The sequence below is a fragment of the Vibrio sp. IB15 genome, assembly GCF_016406055.1.
GTDB classification, from domain to species: Bacteria; Pseudomonadota; Gammaproteobacteria; order Enterobacterales; family Vibrionaceae; genus Vibrio; species Vibrio chagasii.
Map to the genome: position 1 here is coordinate 19,726 of NZ_JAEFCE010000010.1, position 17,222 is coordinate 36,947.

At 46.6% G+C, this 17,222-nt stretch carries 18 protein-coding genes; all 18 read left to right on the plus strand.

What is annotated here, in order from left to right; genetic code table 11:
• The first annotated feature begins 10 nt into the window (after positions 1 to 10).
• The 18 genes from fliN to JC606_RS05460 all read left to right on the plus strand — a co-directional run bounded on the left by fliN (position 11) and on the right by JC606_RS05460 (position 17,059).
• The gene (gene fliN, locus JC606_RS05375) at positions 11 to 421 is read left to right on the plus strand and encodes a flagellar motor switch protein FliN (protein ID WP_004739851.1); all 411 of its coding nucleotides are present in this window, start codon (positions 11 to 13) and stop codon (positions 419 to 421) included.
• A complete protein-coding gene (gene fliO / locus JC606_RS05380; RefSeq protein WP_008218293.1) occupies positions 421 to 861 on the plus strand; it encodes a flagellar biosynthetic protein FliO in 441 nt (146 codons plus the stop codon). The genes fliN and fliO overlap by 1 nt, the downstream gene beginning before the upstream one ends.
• Positions 848 to 1,777 carry a flagellar type III secretion system pore protein FliP gene (gene fliP / locus JC606_RS05385; protein WP_198778178.1) on the plus strand — a complete coding sequence of 310 codons (930 nt, stop codon included), beginning with the start codon at positions 848 to 850 and terminating at the stop codon, positions 1,775 to 1,777. The genes fliO and fliP overlap by 14 nt, the downstream gene beginning before the upstream one ends.
• A 12-nt stretch (positions 1,778 to 1,789) precedes the next feature.
• Positions 1,790 to 2,059, plus strand: a complete 270-nt coding sequence (gene fliQ / locus JC606_RS05390; RefSeq protein ID WP_004739854.1) for a flagellar biosynthesis protein FliQ — start codon at positions 1,790 to 1,792, stop codon at positions 2,057 to 2,059.
• A gap of 6 nt (positions 2,060 to 2,065) precedes the next feature.
• Positions 2,066 to 2,848, plus strand: coding sequence for a flagellar biosynthetic protein FliR (fliR, locus tag JC606_RS05395; protein WP_137407293.1), 783 nt, complete (start codon positions 2,066 to 2,068; stop codon positions 2,846 to 2,848).
• Between the two features lie 9 nt (positions 2,849 to 2,857).
• A complete protein-coding gene (flhB, locus tag JC606_RS05400; RefSeq protein ID WP_004739856.1) occupies positions 2,858 to 3,988 on the plus strand; it encodes a flagellar biosynthesis protein FlhB in 1,131 nt (376 codons plus the stop codon).
• A 252-nt stretch (positions 3,989 to 4,240) separates the two neighbouring features.
• Complete coding sequence (flhA, locus tag JC606_RS05405) at positions 4,241 to 6,340, plus strand: flagellar biosynthesis protein FlhA (protein WP_004739857.1); 2,100 nt, start codon at positions 4,241 to 4,243, stop codon at positions 6,338 to 6,340.
• A gap of 27 nt (positions 6,341 to 6,367) precedes the next feature.
• A complete protein-coding gene (flhF, locus tag JC606_RS05410; RefSeq protein ID WP_137407295.1) occupies positions 6,368 to 7,879 on the plus strand; it encodes a flagellar biosynthesis protein FlhF in 1,512 nt (503 codons plus the stop codon).
• A 13-nt stretch (positions 7,880 to 7,892) separates the two neighbouring features.
• Positions 7,893 to 8,780 carry a MinD/ParA family protein gene (locus tag JC606_RS05415; RefSeq protein WP_008218303.1) on the plus strand — a complete coding sequence of 296 codons (888 nt, stop codon included), beginning with the start codon at positions 7,893 to 7,895 and terminating at the stop codon, positions 8,778 to 8,780.
• Positions 8,773 to 9,507, plus strand: a complete 735-nt coding sequence (locus JC606_RS05420) for an RNA polymerase sigma factor FliA (RefSeq protein WP_004739861.1) — start codon at positions 8,773 to 8,775, stop codon at positions 9,505 to 9,507. The genes JC606_RS05415 and JC606_RS05420 overlap by 8 nt, the downstream gene beginning before the upstream one ends.
• Positions 9,508 to 9,550: 43 nt before the next feature.
• A complete protein-coding gene (gene cheY, locus JC606_RS05425; protein WP_008218307.1) occupies positions 9,551 to 9,919 on the plus strand; it encodes a chemotaxis response regulator CheY in 369 nt (122 codons plus the stop codon).
• 111 nt (positions 9,920 to 10,030) lie between these two features.
• On the plus strand, positions 10,031 to 10,762 hold the full coding sequence (locus JC606_RS05430) for a protein phosphatase CheZ (protein WP_198778179.1): 732 nt from the start codon (positions 10,031 to 10,033) through the stop codon (positions 10,760 to 10,762).
• Positions 10,763 to 10,771: 9 nt separating this feature from the next.
• Entirely contained in the window at positions 10,772 to 12,961 is a 2,190-nt protein-coding gene (locus JC606_RS05435; protein ID WP_198778180.1) for a chemotaxis protein CheA, read from the plus strand.
• Between the two features lie 13 nt (positions 12,962 to 12,974).
• Positions 12,975 to 14,093, plus strand: coding sequence for a protein-glutamate methylesterase/protein-glutamine glutaminase (locus tag JC606_RS05440; protein WP_102424813.1), 1,119 nt, complete (start codon positions 12,975 to 12,977; stop codon positions 14,091 to 14,093).
• A gap of 10 nt (positions 14,094 to 14,103) precedes the next feature.
• Positions 14,104 to 14,886, plus strand: a complete 783-nt coding sequence (locus JC606_RS05445; RefSeq protein ID WP_198778181.1) for a ParA family protein — start codon at positions 14,104 to 14,106, stop codon at positions 14,884 to 14,886.
• Positions 14,873 to 15,982: a chemotaxis protein CheW gene (locus JC606_RS05450; RefSeq protein WP_198778182.1), complete on the plus strand. Its 1,110-nt coding sequence runs from the start codon at positions 14,873 to 14,875 to the stop codon at positions 15,980 to 15,982. The genes JC606_RS05445 and JC606_RS05450 overlap by 14 nt, the downstream gene beginning before the upstream one ends.
• A 70-nt stretch (positions 15,983 to 16,052) precedes the next feature.
• Positions 16,053 to 16,547, plus strand: a complete 495-nt coding sequence (locus JC606_RS05455; protein ID WP_004739873.1) for a chemotaxis protein CheW — start codon at positions 16,053 to 16,055, stop codon at positions 16,545 to 16,547.
• On the plus strand, positions 16,547 to 17,059 hold the full coding sequence (locus tag JC606_RS05460) for a DUF2802 domain-containing protein (RefSeq protein ID WP_198778183.1): 513 nt from the start codon (positions 16,547 to 16,549) through the stop codon (positions 17,057 to 17,059). Before JC606_RS05455 ends, JC606_RS05460 begins: the two co-directional genes overlap by 1 nt.
• Positions 17,060 to 17,222 lie beyond the last annotated feature (163 nt).

The following is a 17,222-nucleotide window of genomic DNA, read 5'->3' on the forward strand; positions in this document are numbered from 1 at the left end:
GGAATTGGTAATGGAACCTAGTGAAGATCAAAAGCTAGCAGACGAATGGGCTGCAGCGCTTGGTGAAGACCCTTCTGCACCGTCAATTGATGTTGACGATGTGCTTGCGGCACCACTTGATGAGCTAACTGATTCATCGTCTCCGATTTCTGAAGACGAGCGCCGCAAGCTGGATACCATTATGGATATTCCAGTCACTATTTCTATGGAAGTTGGCCGCTCTCAGATCAGTATCCGTAACCTTCTGCAATTGAACCAAGGTTCGGTTGTAGAGTTAGACCGTATTGCTGGTGAGTCACTGGATGTGATGGTTAATGGTACTCTGATTGCTCACGGTGAAGTGGTTGTGGTGAACGACAAATTTGGTATTCGTTTGACCGACGTAATTAGCCAAACAGAACGTATTAAGAAGCTACGTTAATGCGCTTATCGTCTCTAAGGTTGACGAGTTTACCTCAAGGGCTGAAGAGCTTATCTCGAGCAATAGTTGGAGTAGGGCTGTTTGCTATTCCTTCTGTTGCCTTTGCAGCAACCCCACCTTCTCTTGATTTAGCGACCACTTTTGGGTCGCTAATTTTCGTTATAGCCTTCATTTTATTTATTGCTTGGTTGCTTAAGCGCATGCAAGTGCCAGCGATGTCCAATCAACAAGGTTTAGCGATTGTTAGACAAATCCCTGTGGGCACAAAAGAGCGTATCGCTATTGTGCAAGCGGGCGATGAGCAGTTCTTGGTGGGCATTACCACTCAATCTATTCAGCTGATCTCTAAGCTTGATAAACCTCTTACTCAGGAGATGCTGGAAAAAAGTACATTCTCAAGTCAGCTTTCCCAGCTCATGAAAAAAGATGCAAACAAATAACGGACTTTTGAACTCATTTTACTTTTACCAAACCGGAGCTTTCCGTGTGGTGAAAGTGCTGCTGGTTCAGCTTACTCTTCTCTGTACCCTTTTGTTTAGTGTGTCGGTATTTGCACAGGCTGAAGACGGCACTGTTATTCCCGCTAACACCGCGGGCTCAGAGTCGGTCACCATCAGCACGATGGAACAAGACCAAGCCAAATCGACCACCATGACTACCGGTAGCTTGACGGGTAACGGGGGCGGCATTCCTGCCTTCACCATGACGACCAATGCTAACGGTGGTGAAGACTACTCGATCAACCTGCAAATTCTTGCGTTGATGACTATGCTTGGTTTTTTACCGGCAATGGTCATTCTGATGACTTCGTTCACCCGTATTGTGGTGGTGATGTCTATTCTGCGTCAGGCAATGGGTCTGCAACAAACGCCATCGAACCAAGTCATCATTGGTATCGCAATATTCTTGACCTTCTTCATCATGTCACCGGTGATCAATCAGGTGAATGAGCAGGCGGTTCAACCTTATCTGAATGAACAGATCACGGCACGACAAGCATTTGATGTTGCCCAAGGGCCGATCAAATCATTCATGCTCAAGCAGACTCGAATTAAAGATCTGGAGACCTTTGTTGAGATCTCTGGAGCGGAGGTGACCAACCCTGAAGATGTTTCAATGGCAGTGCTGATCCCTGCGTTTATCACCTCTGAGCTCAAAACCGCGTTCCAGATTGGCTTTATGCTGTTCTTGCCGTTTTTGATTATCGACTTGGTGGTGGCGTCGGTATTGATGGCGATGGGTATGATGATGTTGTCACCAATGATCGTATCGCTGCCGTTTAAGCTGATGCTGTTCGTTCTTGTTGATGGTTGGAACCTGATACTCTCTACACTCGCCGGCAGTTTTGCCTTGTAGCTGGGGGACATCATGAATCCTGAAATATTCGTAGAGTTGTTCCGAGACGCACTTTGGATGGTGTTAATCATGGTTTGCGCCATCATTATTCCCAGCCTGCTTATTGGTTTGGTCGTCGCTATTTTCCAAGCAGCGACCTCTATCAATGAACAAACATTGAGTTTCCTGCCGCGTTTGATCGTGACCTTATTGGCCTTGATGCTGTTTGCGCACTGGATGACTCAGATGATGATGGAGTTCTTTTTTGAACTCATCGAACGTTTACCTCAAGTTCTGTATTAAACTGATATGGAATACCCAACGAGCCTTGTACTAGAGTGGTTAGCCAATTATTTTTGGCCTTACACTCGCATCTCAGCCATGCTGATGGTGATGACGGTCACCGGTGCACGTTTTGTGTCGCCGCGTATTCGTCTGTATTTAGGTTTGGCGATTACCTTCGCAGTAATGCCTGCAATTCCCGCAGTTCCCAAAGAGATTGAATTGCTCTCTTTCCAAGGCTTCCTAACTGTCTTTGAACAAATTGTGATTGGTGTGGCGATGGGCTTTGTCACTCAGTTTATGATTCAAACCTTTGTTATGCTCGGTCAGATCCTTGGTATGCAATCGAGCTTGGGTTTCGCCTCTATGGTCGACCCGGCAAACGGTCAGAACACGCCGGTATTGGGTCAGCTCTTCATGCTACTTGCCACAATGTTCTTCTTGGCGACCGATGGTCACTTGAAGATGTTGCAGTTGGTGGTATTCAGTTTTAAAACTCTGCCGATTGGCAGTGGGTCTCTGACCTCGGTCGATTTTCGCGAGCTGGCATTATGGCTCGGCATCATGTTCAAAGCGGCATTGGCGATGTCATTGTCGGGTATTATCGCGTTGCTGACGATAAACCTGTCATTCGGTGTAATGACGCGTGCCGCGCCTCAGTTAAATATCTTTTCTTTGGGTTTTGCATTTGCGCTACTCGTGGGTCTGTTACTTTGTTGGTACGTCCTTGGCGGCTTATATAGTCACTATGAGCTATTTTGGATGCAAGGCGAGCAACAGATATGTCGTCTAATCCGGTTAGATTGCTAGGAGACTGAAATGGCAGAGTCAGACGGTCAAGAACGCACAGAAGACGCCACGCCCAGACGCTTGCAACAGGCCAAAGAGAAAGGGCAGGTTGCAAGGTCAAAAGAGCTGGCGTCAGCATCGGTATTAATTGTCGGTGCCGTTGCACTAATGTGGTTTGGTGAATCGATGGCGAAGGCGCTGTTCGAGGCCATGCAACGCCTGTTTTCTTTAAGCCGCGATGAAATCTTTGATACCAATAAACTACTGGAAATTGCTGGTGGTTCATTGGTGAACTTGCTGTTTCCGCTGTTCTTAATTCTGATCACCTTGTTTATTGCGGCTGTTATTGGCGCAGCAGGTGTTGGCGGGATTAATTTCTCGATGCAAGCTGCGATGCCAAAGGCGTCTAAGCTCAATCCACTCAGTGGTATCAAGCGTATGTTTGGCCTACAAAGCTGGGTTGAACTGATTAAATCGATTTTGAAAGTGGCGCTGGTATCGGGGATGGCGGTTTATCTGATTCAAGCCTCTCAACATGACTTAATGCAGCTCAGCATGGATGTCTATCCACAGAATATCTTTCACGCCTTGGATATCTTACTTAACTTCATTCTCCTGATAAGTTGCTCTCTGCTAATTGTGGTGGCCATCGATATCCCATTCCAGATTTGGCAACACGCCGATCAATTGAAGATGACCAAGCAAGAAGTTAAAGACGAATTTAAAGACACTGAAGGTAAGCCGGAAGTGAAAGGAAGAATTCGTATGTTGCAAAGAGAAGCAGCTCAGCGCCGTATGATGGCAGATGTGCCTCAAGCGGACGTGATTGTCACCAACCCGGAACACTTCTCGGTGGCTTTGCGCTATAAGCAGAATCAAGATAAAGCGCCAATCGTGGTTGCGAAAGGTGTTGATCACATGGCGATGAAGATCCGTGAAATCGCCCGAGAACATGATATCTATATTGTTCCTGCACCACCGCTTGCGAGGGCGCTGTATCACACCACTGAGCTCGAACAACAAATTCCTGACGGTCTGTTTACCGCTGTCGCTCAAGTGCTTGCATATGTGTTCCAGCTAAAACAGTATCGAAAACGTGGTGGTGAGAGGCCAAAGCTGCAAGATTCTAATATGCCGATCCCACCTGATTTACGTCATTAGATCAATTACTTGAGCTCAGCCTTATGAAGCTTGATAATAGAGGCATTAATTAGCTTCTGTTTGCCAACAAAGCGCTGATAAATTGACGTTCGATATTGGTACAGTGTTTGCTATATCAATCCCGAACATTATAAGCCGGTCATGGTAGACCTGATCACTATAAACCTTGTTGCTAAAACGTTGGCAACATAGCTTAGCCCTGAGCCCGACTTGTTGGCGAGAGGCTACAACATAGCGAAACTATCTAGATTTATGAAATTCTCCCTGCCTTTTGCGGACAAGCTACCAAAAATCCCTAACCGTGCCATGCCTGCAATTGGTGCGCCTGTTATGGTACTTGCCACGCTGGCGATGGTGGTGTTGCCGATTCCTGCGTTCTTGCTGGATATGTTCTTCACCTTCAACATCGCACTCGCTATGGTTGTGTTACTGGTATCGGTTTACACTCGAAGACCTTTAGATTTCGCCGCTTTCCCGACCGTTCTTCTTATTGCGACTCTGCTTCGATTGGCTTTGAACGTTGCATCTACTCGTGTAGTTCTACTGCACGGTCACGAAGGTGGCGATGCTGCGGGTAACGTGATTGAAGCCTTCGGTAACGTAGTTATCGGTGGTAACTACGCGGTTGGTTTAGTGGTGTTCTTGATCTTAATGATCATTAACTTCATGGTTGTTACCAAAGGTGCAGGCCGTATCTCGGAAGTAAGTGCGCGTTTTACCTTGGATGCGTTACCGGGTAAACAGATGGCAATCGATGCCGATTTGAATGCGGGTTTGATCGACCAAGATCAGGCTCGTCTGCGACGTTTTGAAGTAACCAAAGAGGCCGATTTCTACGGCTCGATGGATGGTGCTTCGAAGTTCGTTAAAGGTGATGCGATAGCGGGTATTTTGATCCTGTTCATCAACATCATTGGTGGCTTGAGCATCGGTATGGCGCAGTTTGGTTTGGGTTTCGGTGAGGCTATCGAAATCTACACGCTACTGACTATCGGTGATGGTCTGGTTGCACAAATTCCATCTTTATTACTGTCGATCGCTGCTGCGATGATGGTAACGCGTCAAAATACCGATGAAGACATGGGCCAGCAGCTCATCTTCCAGATGTTCGACAATCCAAAAGCCTTGATGATCACTGCGGCGATTCTCGGCGTGATGGGTATTGTCCCTGGCATGCCACACTTCGCGTTTTTGAGCTTAGCTGCGGTTGCTGGTGGTGCGGCTTATTACATCGATAAGAAACAGAAGAAGAAGGCTTTGGAGCCGAGCCTTCCTGCGGCTGTTGAGGCCAGTGGCGAGACCGGTTCACAAAAAGAGCTCTCTTGGGATGACGTTCAACCTGTTGATATTATTGGCCTTGAAGTAGGCTATCGCTTGATTCCTTTGGTAGACAGAGACCAAGGCGGAGAATTACTCGAGCGCGTTAAAGGTGTACGTAAGAAGTTGTCTCAAGATTTCGGCTTCTTGATCCCTGCAGTACACATTCGTGACAACCTAGAACTGACACCAAACAGCTACCGAATCACCTTGATGGGCGTTGCGGTGGGTGAGGCTGAGATAAAGCCGGATATGGAGCTCGCGATTAACCCGGGTCAAGTGTACGGGATGATCGACGGTGAGCCGACTATCGATCCAGCATTTGGTCTTGAAGCGGTGTGGATTCGTGAGGAGCAACGTGAACATGCTCAGGCTCTCGGTTACACCGTAGTTGATTCGTCGACCGTGTTAGCAACCCACCTCAGCCAGCTGCTTACTAACAATGCGTCGCAGCTTATTGGTCATGAAGAGGTTCAGAACCTACTTGAGATGCTTAGCCGCTCAACTCCTAAGTTGGTTGAAGGTTTTGTACCGGATCAACTGCAGCTTGGTGTGGTAGTGAAAGTGCTACAAAATCTGCTTAATGAAGCCATCCCAATCCGTGATATCCGAACCATAGTCCAAACTTTGTCGGAGTACTCGAGCAAGAGTCAAGAACCTGACATATTAACGGCGGCAGTTCGTATCTCATTGAAACGACTAATTGTTCAGGAAATCAATGGGATAGAGCCAGAGTTACCTGTAATAACCCTAATCCCTGAGCTGGAACAAATCTTGCATCAAACCATGCAGGCATCCGGCGGAGAATCTGCTGGTATTGAACCTGGTTTAGCGGAACGTTTACAGACCTCTCTTAGCCAAGCGACTCAAGAGCAAGAGCTGAAAGGGGAGCCTGCAGTGCTACTGACTTCAGGCGTATTACGTTCGACTCTAGCTAAGTTCGTGAAGAACACGATCCCAAGCTTGAGAGTGCTGTCTTACCAAGAAATACCGGATGAAAAGCAGATACGTATAGTACAAGCTGTTGGTAATTAAGCCGCCTAATTAGAACGGACAATCGAATTGAAAATTAAACGATTTTTTGCAAAAGACATGCGGACTGCTCTGCTCCAAGTGAAAGAAGAACTTGGTTCAGACGCTGTGATCATGTCTAACAAAAAGGTCGCAGGTGGCGTGGAAATTGTTGCCGCTATTGATGGCGAATCTAGCCCGTCAACAGCGAGCCCAAGACTCAACAAACCTCAGCAGCCTGTGCATAGCCAATACACGCAAATGGCCGCTCCTTCAGCTCCGGCTGGACGCCGCGAATTAGATGATGACAAGGTAAGCCTTCAGTCAAGTTCTGAAGGTGGACGCTCAATGACGAAGCGCTTTGCAAACATGCTTAAGCAATACAGTCATGGTACGGACGATGAACCTCAGCACCGCGCTGAAAACGAAGACTCTCTGTCTGCATTACTCAATCGCCAATCTAGCAATAGCCACTTGTCGAACAACAGCCATCCATCGAGCGGTAGTTTAGATTCAGCATTTGCTCGCGAAACCGGTCTTTCTAAATTGATTGCTGAAGATCGCCGAGTTGAGCGCCCTTCGCCTCGCTTGGATCCGACTCGCTATGATCGCGGTCGTGACAGTGGTCAATCCAAAGGCTCTGATACTGAAATGGAAACGATGCGCGAAGAGATGACCTCAATTCGCCGTCTGTTAGAGCATCAAGTGTCAGGACTGATGTGGCAAGAAGTTGAGCGTCGCGAACCGCTAAGAGCCATGCTTATCAAGCGTCTTGAACGTATGGGCGTGTCAGCAGAGCTTGCTGATCAGATGGCTTGTTACATTCCAGAAGATACCAAACCAGCTCGTGCATGGAAGGCGTTGTTAGCCTTGGTTGCTGACCAGATCTCCGTGACACAGAAAGATATTTTAAAACGCGGCGGAATTGTTGCTCTACTTGGCCCAACCGGCGTGGGTAAAACGACGACGGTTGCAAAGCTTGCGGCTCGCGCTGCCATGGAATATGGAGCAGACAACGTAGCACTAGTGACAACGGATACATATCGTATAGGTGCACATGAGCAGTTATCGATTTATGGTCGAATTATGGGGTGTCCTGTAAGAGTTGCTAAAGATTCTAGCGAACTGGCCGATGTAATATATCAGTTACGTAATCGTCGCCTGATTCTGGTCGATACTGCAGGTATGGGACAACGAGATGTTCGCCTATCTGAACAGTTAGACACATTGATGCAAGAGAGTGGTTCCGTTATCAATAGCTACCTTGTTTTGCCGGCTACAGCGCAACGCAAAGTACTACAAGAAACAATTGAACACTTTAGAAGAATCCCGTTGTCGGGATGCATCATGACTAAATTGGATGAATCCCTCAGTCTTGGTGAATTCATCAGTGTCGTAATACAAAATGCATTACCAGTTGCTTACATAGCAAATGGTCAACGAGTTCCTGAAGATATCGTTATAGCTCAACCAAAGTACATGATTGCTAAGGCAAATGAGCTATTAGAGAAATCTACAGAGAATGAACCTCATTACTGGAATAGCGATTCTGAAGGGCTCTAGGCGGCGGATAAATATGAATGAAAATATGATACACGATCAAGCTAGCGGCCTCCGTCGCTTAACCAAGCCTTCAATCACCAAAGTTATTGCGGTAACGGGCGGTAAAGGCGGCGTTGGTAAATCTAATGTGACGTTAGGTATGGCTATTTGTATGGCGCGCCAAGGTAAAAAAGTCATGGTGCTTGATGCCGACTTAGGCCTTGCGAATGTCGATATCATGCTGGGTATTCGCTCTAAGCGAAACCTTGGACATGTGTTAGCGGGTGAGTGTGAACTCAAAGATGCGATTGTGGAAGGTCCGCACGGAATTAAAATTATTCCAGCGACTTCAGGCACTCAGAGCATGACAGAGCTATCGCACGCACAACACGCTGGTTTGATTCGCGCATTTGGTACACTCGAAGACGAGATGGACATCTTGCTAGTAGATACCGCAGCTGGTATCTCGGACATGGTGATCAGTTTCTCAAGAGCGGCACAAGATGTGGTGGTTGTGGTATGTGATGAACCTACCTCAATCACAGATGCATATGCGTTGATTAAGCTTTTGAGCAGAGAGCACCAAGTTCAGCGATTTAAAGTTGTCGCAAATATGGTCAGAAGCTACCGTGAAGGCCGAGAATTATTTGCAAAATTGACTTTGGTCACAGAGCGCTTCTTGAATGTGAGCCTCGAACTCGTAGCATGTATTCCTTTAGATGATAAAGTACGTCAATCAGTCAAAAGACAGAAAATCGTAGTCGACGCGTTTCCTCGCTCTCCAGCTGCATTGGCAATCAGCTCATTGGCAAACAAAGCATTGACCTGGCCAATACCAAAAACACCAAGTGGACACTTGGAGTTCTTTGTTGAAAGGCTGCTGAACCGTACTGAATTTGTAGAGGAACCATTTGGTGAATAAAGCGCTTACCTACGACCAACACGCTAATCACAATAGCCAACAGGCTTTTTTTGAGAAGTACTCTGTGTTGGTTAAACGTATCGCTCATCACTTGTTGGGGCGATTACCGCCTAATGTATTGGTTGATGACTTGATTCAAGCTGGCATGATTGGCTTGATTGAAGCGCAACAAAACTATGATGGTACCAAAGGCGCAAGCTTTGAGACGTATGCCGGTATTCGAATCCGTGGTGCAATGTTGGATGACATTCGCCGAGGAGATTGGGTGCCGAGATCGGTTCATAAAAACAATCGAGAAATCAGCAGTGCAATTGCGGAATTAGAAAGCACTCTCAACCGCGACCCAAGCGATGCCGAAGTGGCAAAGCATATGGGACTCAGTTTAGAGCAGTATCATAGTGCTTTAACTGATATTAATTGCTCAAGACTGGTCGGGATCGAAGATTTAGGCGTCTCAGATGATGTAATATCTCCGAATGAAGACTCTCAAGATAACGCGCCTTTTCAAGGGGTTGCTGATGAGTCATTCCGCCAAGCTTTGATCGATTCGATAAAACAGCTTCCGGAAAGAGAAGGCTTAGTGCTTTCGCTTTATTACGACGAAGAACTCAATTTAAAAGAGATTGGGGAAGTATTAGGTGTAAGCGAGTCTCGTGTCAGCCAAATATTGAGCCAATCTATGCAGCGTTTACGCACTAAATTAAGTGCTTGGACACAGAACGACTAACAACACTGATTTTTATTCAGTGGAGGCTAATTTGAACAAAAACATGAAAATTCTCATTGTTGATGATTTTTCAACGATGCGCCGAATTGTTAAAAACCTACTTCGCGACCTAGGTTTCAACAACACACAAGAAGCAGACGATGGCTTGACCGCGTTACCTATGCTGAAAAAAGGCGAATTTGATTTCGTGGTAACTGACTGGAACATGCCGGGCATGCAAGGTATCGACCTGCTAAAACACATTCGTGCAGACGCTGAACTTAAGCACCTTCCAGTGCTAATGATCACAGCAGAAGCGAAGCGTGAGCAGATCATCGAAGCTGCGCAAGCGGGTGTTAATGGTTACATTGTGAAGCCTTTCACTGCCGCAACTCTTAAAGAGAAACTAGATAAGATTTTTGAGCGCTTATAAGCATTAAAAATAACCTGTTTTAGGCGCTTCTAGAGAGACATTAACTTTTTAGTTTCCGTTTCTCTCAAACGTTGAAGCGTCACAAATATGCGGAGTAAGGCCGAATTCAGGATGATTTCATTAGAACAAGCAAAAAAATTAGTAGAGTTGCTTGAAAACGATGAGCAGCAAGATGCTGATTCTCTTGTTAGAAGCATTTATGAAGACAACTTTAATCTTCAAGACAATCCAATGCTTCAAGAAATAGGTAGTCTGACTCGCGACCTCCATGACTCTTTGACACAATTCAACTTTGACGAGCGCATTAGCGTTATCGCAAATGATGAAATCCCTGATGCAAGGGATCGCCTTCAGTATGTCATTGATAAAACGGAAGTTGCGGCAAATAAAACGATGGACGCTGTCGATCGCTGTATGCCAATCGCAGACAACCTACACGAGTGTTTACTTCAAGTAAGGCCTCAATGGAATGAACTGATGCATGGCCGCATTGAGCTGGCACAATTTAAAGCTTTATGTCACTGCATTGATGGATTGCTTGTCCAAGTAGAGGGCGATAGTACCGAACTACGTGGGCAACTGACTGAAATCTTGATGGCTCAGGATTTCCAAGATTTAACTGGGCAGATTATTAGCAAAGTTATTACCTTGGTGAATGAGGTTGAAGGGCGCTTAGTCGAGATTCTCACCGTATTTGGTGCGAATCAGGTTGAGCCAACTCCAACATCAGAGAAGAAAGCATCGATTGCTCCAGAAGGGCCAATCATGAATCCAGAAGAGCGCGAAGACGCTGTTGCTTCTCAGGATGAAGTCGACGATTTGTTATCCAGTCTTGGATTTTAAAGGTAACGTATGAGCTACGATTTAGACGAAGATATTCTTCAGGACTTTTTAGTCGAAGCAGGAGAGATCCTTGAGCTTCTATCAGAGCAGCTGGTAGAACTTGAGAATAACCCTGACGACAAAGACCTATTAAATGCTATTTTCCGTGGTTTCCATACAGTAAAAGGTGGTGCTGGTTTCCTAGCATTAACTGAGCTGGTGGATACTTGTCATGGTGCCGAGAATGTGTTTGACATTCTACGCAACGGCCAACGCAGCGTAACATCAGGCTTGATGGATACCATGCTGCAGGCTCTAGACACTGTTAATACACAGTTCCAAGCCGTGCAAGATCAGGAACCTTTAGTGCCAGCAGATCAAGCATTATTGGATGAGCTTCACCGTCTCTGTAAGCCAGAGTCAGCGGATGAAGTTGCACCAGTGGAAGCGCCTGCGCCTGTTATCCCTGAGCCTATCGCTGTTGAGCCTGAACCGGTTGTCGAAAGTCCGAGCATCAGCGCCTCTTCAGTAGACGATATCTCTGAAGATGAATTTGAGCGTCTGCTTGATGAACTTCATGGTAAAGGTGGTTCACCAACGTCATCTGCGGCTCCAACACCACCGCCAGCACCAGCTGCACCACAACCTGTGGTTGATAGTGGTGATATCACTGACGACGAATTCGAAAAGTTATTGGACGAACTGCATGGTGCGGGTAACAGCCCGACAAGTGCGGGTTCGACGCCTCCTCCACCGCCAGCTCCTCCTGTTGCTCCTGTTGCTCCAGTTTCGGCGATGTCTGAAGGCGACGATCTGATGACTGATGAAGAGTTTGAGAAGCTACTTGATCAGTTACACGGCTCTGGCAATGGTCCATCAGTTGAAGAACTCGATGCCGCGACTAAGCCTGCTGAAAGTAAGCCCGTTGCACCTCAAGCTGCGCCTAAGCCGCAACCCGCAGCGCCAGTTGCTGTAAAAGCTGAACCTGCACCAAGTGCACCGGCAAAAGCGGAAGTGAAAGCGCCGGCTAAGAAGCAGCAAGCGGAAGCAACCGTTCGTGTTGATACTTCTACGCTGGATACCATTATGAACATGGTTGGCGAATTGGTATTGGTTCGTAACCGACTCGTTAGCCTTGGCTTGAACAGTAACGACGAAGAAATGTCGAAAGCTGTCTCTAACTTAGATGTTGTTACTGCAGACCTACAAGGTGCGGTAATGAAGACTCGTATGCAGCCGATCAAGAAAGTATTTGGTCGCTTCCCTCGAGTTGTCCGCGACCTTGCACGTAGCCTGAAAAAAGACATCGTTCTTGAGATGCGTGGTGAAGAAACGGATCTAGACAAAAACTTAGTAGAAGCACTTGCTGATCCACTGATTCACTTGGTTAGAAACTCAGTTGACCACGGTATTGAAATGCCTGAAGACCGAGTGATGGCGGGTAAATCAAGAACCGGTAAAGTGGTTCTGTCTGCCTCTCAAGAGGGTGATCACATTGAGCTGGCTATCGTTGATGACGGTGGCGGTATGGACCCCGATAAGCTTCGTGCTATTGCGGTTAAACGTGGTCTGATGGATGAAGATGCTGCTTCTCGTTTATCAAACAAAGAGTGTTTCAACCTAATTTTCGCGCCAGGCTTCTCAAGTAAAGAGCAGATCTCTGATATCTCTGGTCGTGGTGTAGGTATGGACGTTGTGAAAACGGCGATCAACACACTGAATGGCTCAATTGATATCGATTCTGAGATGGGACAAGGCACCAAGATTACGATCAAGGTTCCACTGACACTAGCGATTCTACCTACCTTGATGGTTGGTGTTTCTGGTCACCCATTTGCGCTGCCTTTGGCTTCGGTTAACGAGATCTTCCACTTAGATCTAAGCCGTACCAACGTGGTTGATGGTCAGTTGACGATCATCGTTCGCGATAAATCGATTCCACTGTTCTACTTGCAAAACTGGCTTGCACCGAAAGCCGGTGATGTTGAGCTACGTAAAGGGCATGGTCATGTGGTTATCGTACAACTTGGCAGCCAACGTGTTGGCTTTGTTGTTGATACGCTTATCGGTCAAGAAGAAGTGGTGATTAAGCCGCTGGATAAATTGTTGCAAGGTACGCCAGGCATGGCAGGCGCAACAATTACGAGTGATGGTCACATTGCATTGATTTTAGATGTGCCGGACTTGTTGAAGCAGTACGCAGCTGCGTCAAGAATTTAATTTAAGGATAAATATGGCGATTAAAGTATTAGTCGTTGATGATTCGAGCTTTTTTCGTCGTCGAGTAAGCGAGATCATCAATTCAGAGGCTCGCCTAGAAGTCATCGATGTTGCGGTAAATGGTAAAGAAGCGGTAGAGAAAGCGAAGCAGCTAAGACCTGACGTGATTACCATGGACATCGAAATGCCTGTCATGGACGGTATCACAGCCGTTCGTGAAATTATGGCGGCGTCTCCAACGCCTATTTTGATGTTTTCATCGCTAACGCATGACGGTGCTAAAGCGACATTAGATGCTCTAGATGCGGGTGCTTTAGACTTCCTACCTAAGAAGTTCGAAGACATTGCACGTAACCGCGATGATGCCGTTGCGTTACTTCAACAGCGTGTGATTCAGATTGCGGCTAAACGTGCTTTTATGCGCCGTGCACCAATTGCACCGAGGGCGACAGCAACGACTTCAACATCCACGTCATTGCGTCAACCGGTTTCTAATGCTACTCCAGCCGCTAGACCTGCGGTCGCATCCGCTGCGAAATTCAGAGCTTCGGGTAAGAAGTATCAGCTAACGGCAATTGGTACGTCGACTGGTGGTCCGGTTGCGCTGCAGAAGATTTTAACGCGTATCCCTGCGAACTACCCGCACCCTATTGTGCTAGTTCAACATATGCCTGCGACTTTCACAGCGGCTTTTGCTAGCCGCTTGAATACCTTGTGTAAGATCGAAGTTCGCGAAGCTCAAGACGGAGACGTGTTGAAGCCTGGCGTTGCTTATCTTGCTCCAGGCGGCAAGCAGATGATGGTTGATGGTCGTGCTGGATCGGCTCGCCTAAGAATCATCGATGGCGGCGATCGCATGAACTACAAACCTTGTGTGGATGTGACTTTCGGCTCTGCTGCGAAGATCTACGGCGACAAAGTGTTGTCTATGATACTGACAGGCATGGGCGCAGATGGTCGTGAAGGTTCACGCATGTTGAAAACCGCAGGCTCGACAGTCTGGGCACAAGATGAAGATAGTTGCGTTGTATATGGTATGCCTCAAGCTGTAGCAAAAGCTGGCATTTCTACAGAAGACCTACCTCTGGACCGCATTGCGGAAAGGATTTTGGTTGAAGTTGGGTTAGCTTAGGTAAGTCGAGATGATTGTTTGGAGTGTTGCAAACCAAAAAGGTGGTGTTGGTAAAACAACCACGACAGTGACCTTAGCAGGCTTGCTTGCTCTAAAAGGGCACCGTGTGTTGTTGGTTGATACTGACCCACATGCATCACTGACCACCTATCTGGGTTACGACTCAGATACGGTGGAGTCTAGCTTGTTCGATCTGTTTCAGCTTCGTGAGTTTTCTGCGCAGACGGTAAGACCACTGACGTTACAAACCGAAGTCGAAGGCATCGATATCATTCCTGCACATATGTCACTGGCAACTCTTGACCGTGTGATGGGAAATCGAAGCGGCATGGGGTTGATCTTGAAGCGTGCTTTGGCGGCGTTGAAAGAAGATTACGACTATGTGTTGATCGACTGTCCGCCAATTCTTGGTGTGATGATGGTGAATGCATTGGCAGCGAGTGACCGTATTTTGATTCCGGTACAGACTGAGTTTCTGGCGATGAAGGGGCTAGAGCGTATGATTCGTACACTAACCATCATGCAAAAATCTCGCAAAACACCGTTTAAGGTGACGATTGTCCCTACCATGTACGACAAGCGAACCAAGGCATCACTGCAAACACTTACGCAGCTGAAAGAGGACTACCCAAACCAAGTTTGGACCTCAGCGGTACCGATTGATACCAAGTTTAGAGACGCAAGCTTAAAGCGCTTGCCTGCCTCTCACTTTGCATCGGGAAGCCGTGGTGTATTTGCTTATAAACAGCTGCTTATTTATCTCGAAAGGTTGGCGATAAATGAGCGAGAATAAAGATTCAACAATAGCGCGACCAGGCCTATCAAGTGAACAAGCACTGGATGACTATTTTACTGCGCTATTAGGTGATGAAAGCTTTGAAACTGAAGAATTTTTAGTTGACGAGTCTGATGATGAGTCACAATCTGAAGAGCCAGAGCCAGAGCCAGAGCCAGAGCCAGAGCCAGAGCCAGAGCCAGAGCCAGAGCGTCAAGTAGCGAGTCATCACTCAAGCTACGCCGAAATACGTGCAGCTGAGTTTGAAGTACCTAACCTAGAGGACGTTCAGAAACTACTGAGCCGATTAGAGGCAACCAATGTTGTTGAGGACCTGAATCTTGACGAACTGATGGACCAGAACACGCAGAAAATCGCTCAGCAAGCAGACATGCAAATGTTTGATGCTGCGGTTGAGTCGGTTCAAGTCTCGCTAGAGCCAGAGATTCAAGATTGGAACCTTCCTGAATCTGATTTATCGATAGCGGCAGAACCTTTGGTTGAACTGCAGCCAATTGAAGAATCAACAGTAGAAGCTGAGCTTCCAACGGTTGAGCAACCAGTCTCTGAGATCGAAGCCGATGTTCCTGACATTGAGGCCGCTATTGAGCCAGAAACACAAGCGGGTGGTGCAGGGCAGTTTACTTCTTGGGAAAGTACGGCTCGAACAGAAGACTTCCAAGTTTTGTATTTTGATGTCAATGGTGTGACCTTTGCAGTACCACTGGATGAACTGGGTGGTATCCACCGCCTTGAAGAGGTCAATCACATTATTGGCAAACCATCTTGGTATTTGGGGTTACAAACCAACCGAGACAGTCAGCTAGATGTGGTCGACACCGCAAAATGGGTGATGGCCGAGAAGTTAGCCAGTGACGAATACAAAGAAAACTATCAATATATAGTGATGCTTGGAGAAAGCTTGTGGGGGCTTGCGAGCACAGAGCTTAAAGGCACCGAGCTGCTTAATACTGATAAAGTACGTTGGCGAGAAATGGCAGGAAAACGCCCATGGCTCGCTGGTATGGTAAAAGAGAAAATGTGTGCTTTGATCCATGTCGAAGCATTAATCGCCATGCTAAATGCAGGGCTAGATGTAAAAGCATTGAGCTAGTACCAAGATTGGTACAACAAAAGCATCAAGTTAATAATAGTGGTCGGTAACGACGGCAAGAGGATTATCTATGTCTCAAATGAGTGAAGTTGAAGTAAGAAAAGATCAAACGAATGACGAAGTACTTCAATGGGTAACATTCCAGCTAGAAGAAGAAACTTACGGCATCAATGTAATGCAAGTTCGTGAAGTACTGCGTTACAGTGAGATTGCTCCGGTACCAGGTGCTCCTGACTACGTTCTAGGTATTATTAACCTACGTGGTAACGTTGTTACTGTTATCGACACTCGTTCTCGCTTTGGTTTGATGCAAGGTGAAATCACGGATAACACTCGTATCATCGTTATTGAATCTGAGCGTCAAGTTATTGGCATCCTGGTTGATAGCGTTGCTGAAGTGGTTTACCTACGTTCTTCTGAAATCGATACAACACCAAGTGTTGGTACTGACGAAAGCGCGAAGTTCATCCAAGGCGTTAGCAACCGCGATGGCAAGCTGCTTATCTTAGTAGATCTAAACAAACTACTAAGCGAAGACGAATGGGATGAGATGGCTCACCTATAATGTTTGAAGCGCTTCCTTTAAGCCCTGCTGCACTGATTGCTGGAGTTGGGGTTTTTACGTTATTCATATTGATTTTGATAAGCAAAGTAAAAAGTGCGACTCAAAAGCAATTGGATCAGTCACGTCTGCAAGTCCGAAACTTGGACAAAGAGCTGCAAAAATCGAGTAAGCAATTGCTTGAAGTTCGATCTGTTGTGGTTGGCCTTGGCCAGAAAGTGACTGAACAACAAGATCTAATCAAACACCTGAATGAACGTATTGTCGAACTGGAACATGCGGATACCGATGGACGCTTGTACACTCGTGCAACGAAAATGGTTCAGCTTGGCGCTGGGATTAACGAGTTAATTGAAGAATGTGAATTACCTAAAGCTGAAGCTGAGCTGATGATGTCTCTGCAGAACAAGCTTGCGGGTAAAGAGAAAATTCCTTCATTAAGAAGCGACCCTTCCTCGTTTGATGGGCATCCCGCCGCCTCTCGTGATCGCAGGGATCCACCTCGACGCCGTTAAATTGAGCGCTACTCGTGATAAACAAATTCTGTTTGTTACACACTCCTCTAAAAAGAAGCTTCGGCTTCTTTTTTTATGCCTGAGTAACTGTTTATAGAACGATATTTATAAGTGCTTGTTAGTATTGCAATATCTCATTTTTGGTCAAAATGTGTAAATTGTG

What these genes read in the sequence shown, in the direction of transcription:
- fliQ (WP_004739854.1), top strand. Translation starts at nt 1,790, where the DNA reads ATGAATCCTGAAATATTCGTAGAGTTGTTCCGAGACGCACTTTGGATG.
- JC606_RS05445 (WP_198778181.1), top strand. Translation starts at nt 14,104, where the DNA reads ATGATTGTTTGGAGTGTTGCAAACCAAAAAGGTGGTGTTGGTAAAACA.
- cheY (WP_008218307.1), top strand. Translation starts at nt 9,551, where the DNA reads ATGAAAATTCTCATTGTTGATGATTTTTCAACGATGCGCCGAATTGTT.
- fliR (WP_137407293.1), top strand. Translation starts at nt 2,066, where the DNA reads ATGGAATACCCAACGAGCCTTGTACTAGAGTGGTTAGCCAATTATTTT.
- fliO (WP_008218293.1), top strand. Translation starts at nt 421, where the DNA reads ATGCGCTTATCGTCTCTAAGGTTGACGAGTTTACCTCAAGGGCTGAAG.
- JC606_RS05415 (WP_008218303.1), top strand. Translation starts at nt 7,893, where the DNA reads ATGAATGAAAATATGATACACGATCAAGCTAGCGGCCTCCGTCGCTTA.
- fliP (WP_198778178.1), top strand. Translation starts at nt 848, where the DNA reads ATGCAAACAAATAACGGACTTTTGAACTCATTTTACTTTTACCAAACC.
- fliN (WP_004739851.1), top strand. Translation starts at nt 11, where the DNA reads ATGGAACCTAGTGAAGATCAAAAGCTAGCAGACGAATGGGCTGCAGCG.
- JC606_RS05455 (WP_004739873.1), top strand. Translation starts at nt 16,053, where the DNA reads ATGTCTCAAATGAGTGAAGTTGAAGTAAGAAAAGATCAAACGAATGAC.
- JC606_RS05430 (WP_198778179.1), top strand. Translation starts at nt 10,031, where the DNA reads ATGATTTCATTAGAACAAGCAAAAAAATTAGTAGAGTTGCTTGAAAAC.
- flhB (WP_004739856.1), top strand. Translation starts at nt 2,858, where the DNA reads ATGGCAGAGTCAGACGGTCAAGAACGCACAGAAGACGCCACGCCCAGA.
- JC606_RS05450 (WP_198778182.1), top strand. Translation starts at nt 14,873, where the DNA reads ATGAGCGAGAATAAAGATTCAACAATAGCGCGACCAGGCCTATCAAGT.
- JC606_RS05440 (WP_102424813.1), top strand. Translation starts at nt 12,975, where the DNA reads ATGGCGATTAAAGTATTAGTCGTTGATGATTCGAGCTTTTTTCGTCGT.
- flhA (WP_004739857.1), top strand. Translation starts at nt 4,241, where the DNA reads ATGAAATTCTCCCTGCCTTTTGCGGACAAGCTACCAAAAATCCCTAAC.
- JC606_RS05435 (WP_198778180.1), top strand. Translation starts at nt 10,772, where the DNA reads ATGAGCTACGATTTAGACGAAGATATTCTTCAGGACTTTTTAGTCGAA.
- JC606_RS05460 (WP_198778183.1), top strand. Translation starts at nt 16,547, where the DNA reads ATGTTTGAAGCGCTTCCTTTAAGCCCTGCTGCACTGATTGCTGGAGTT.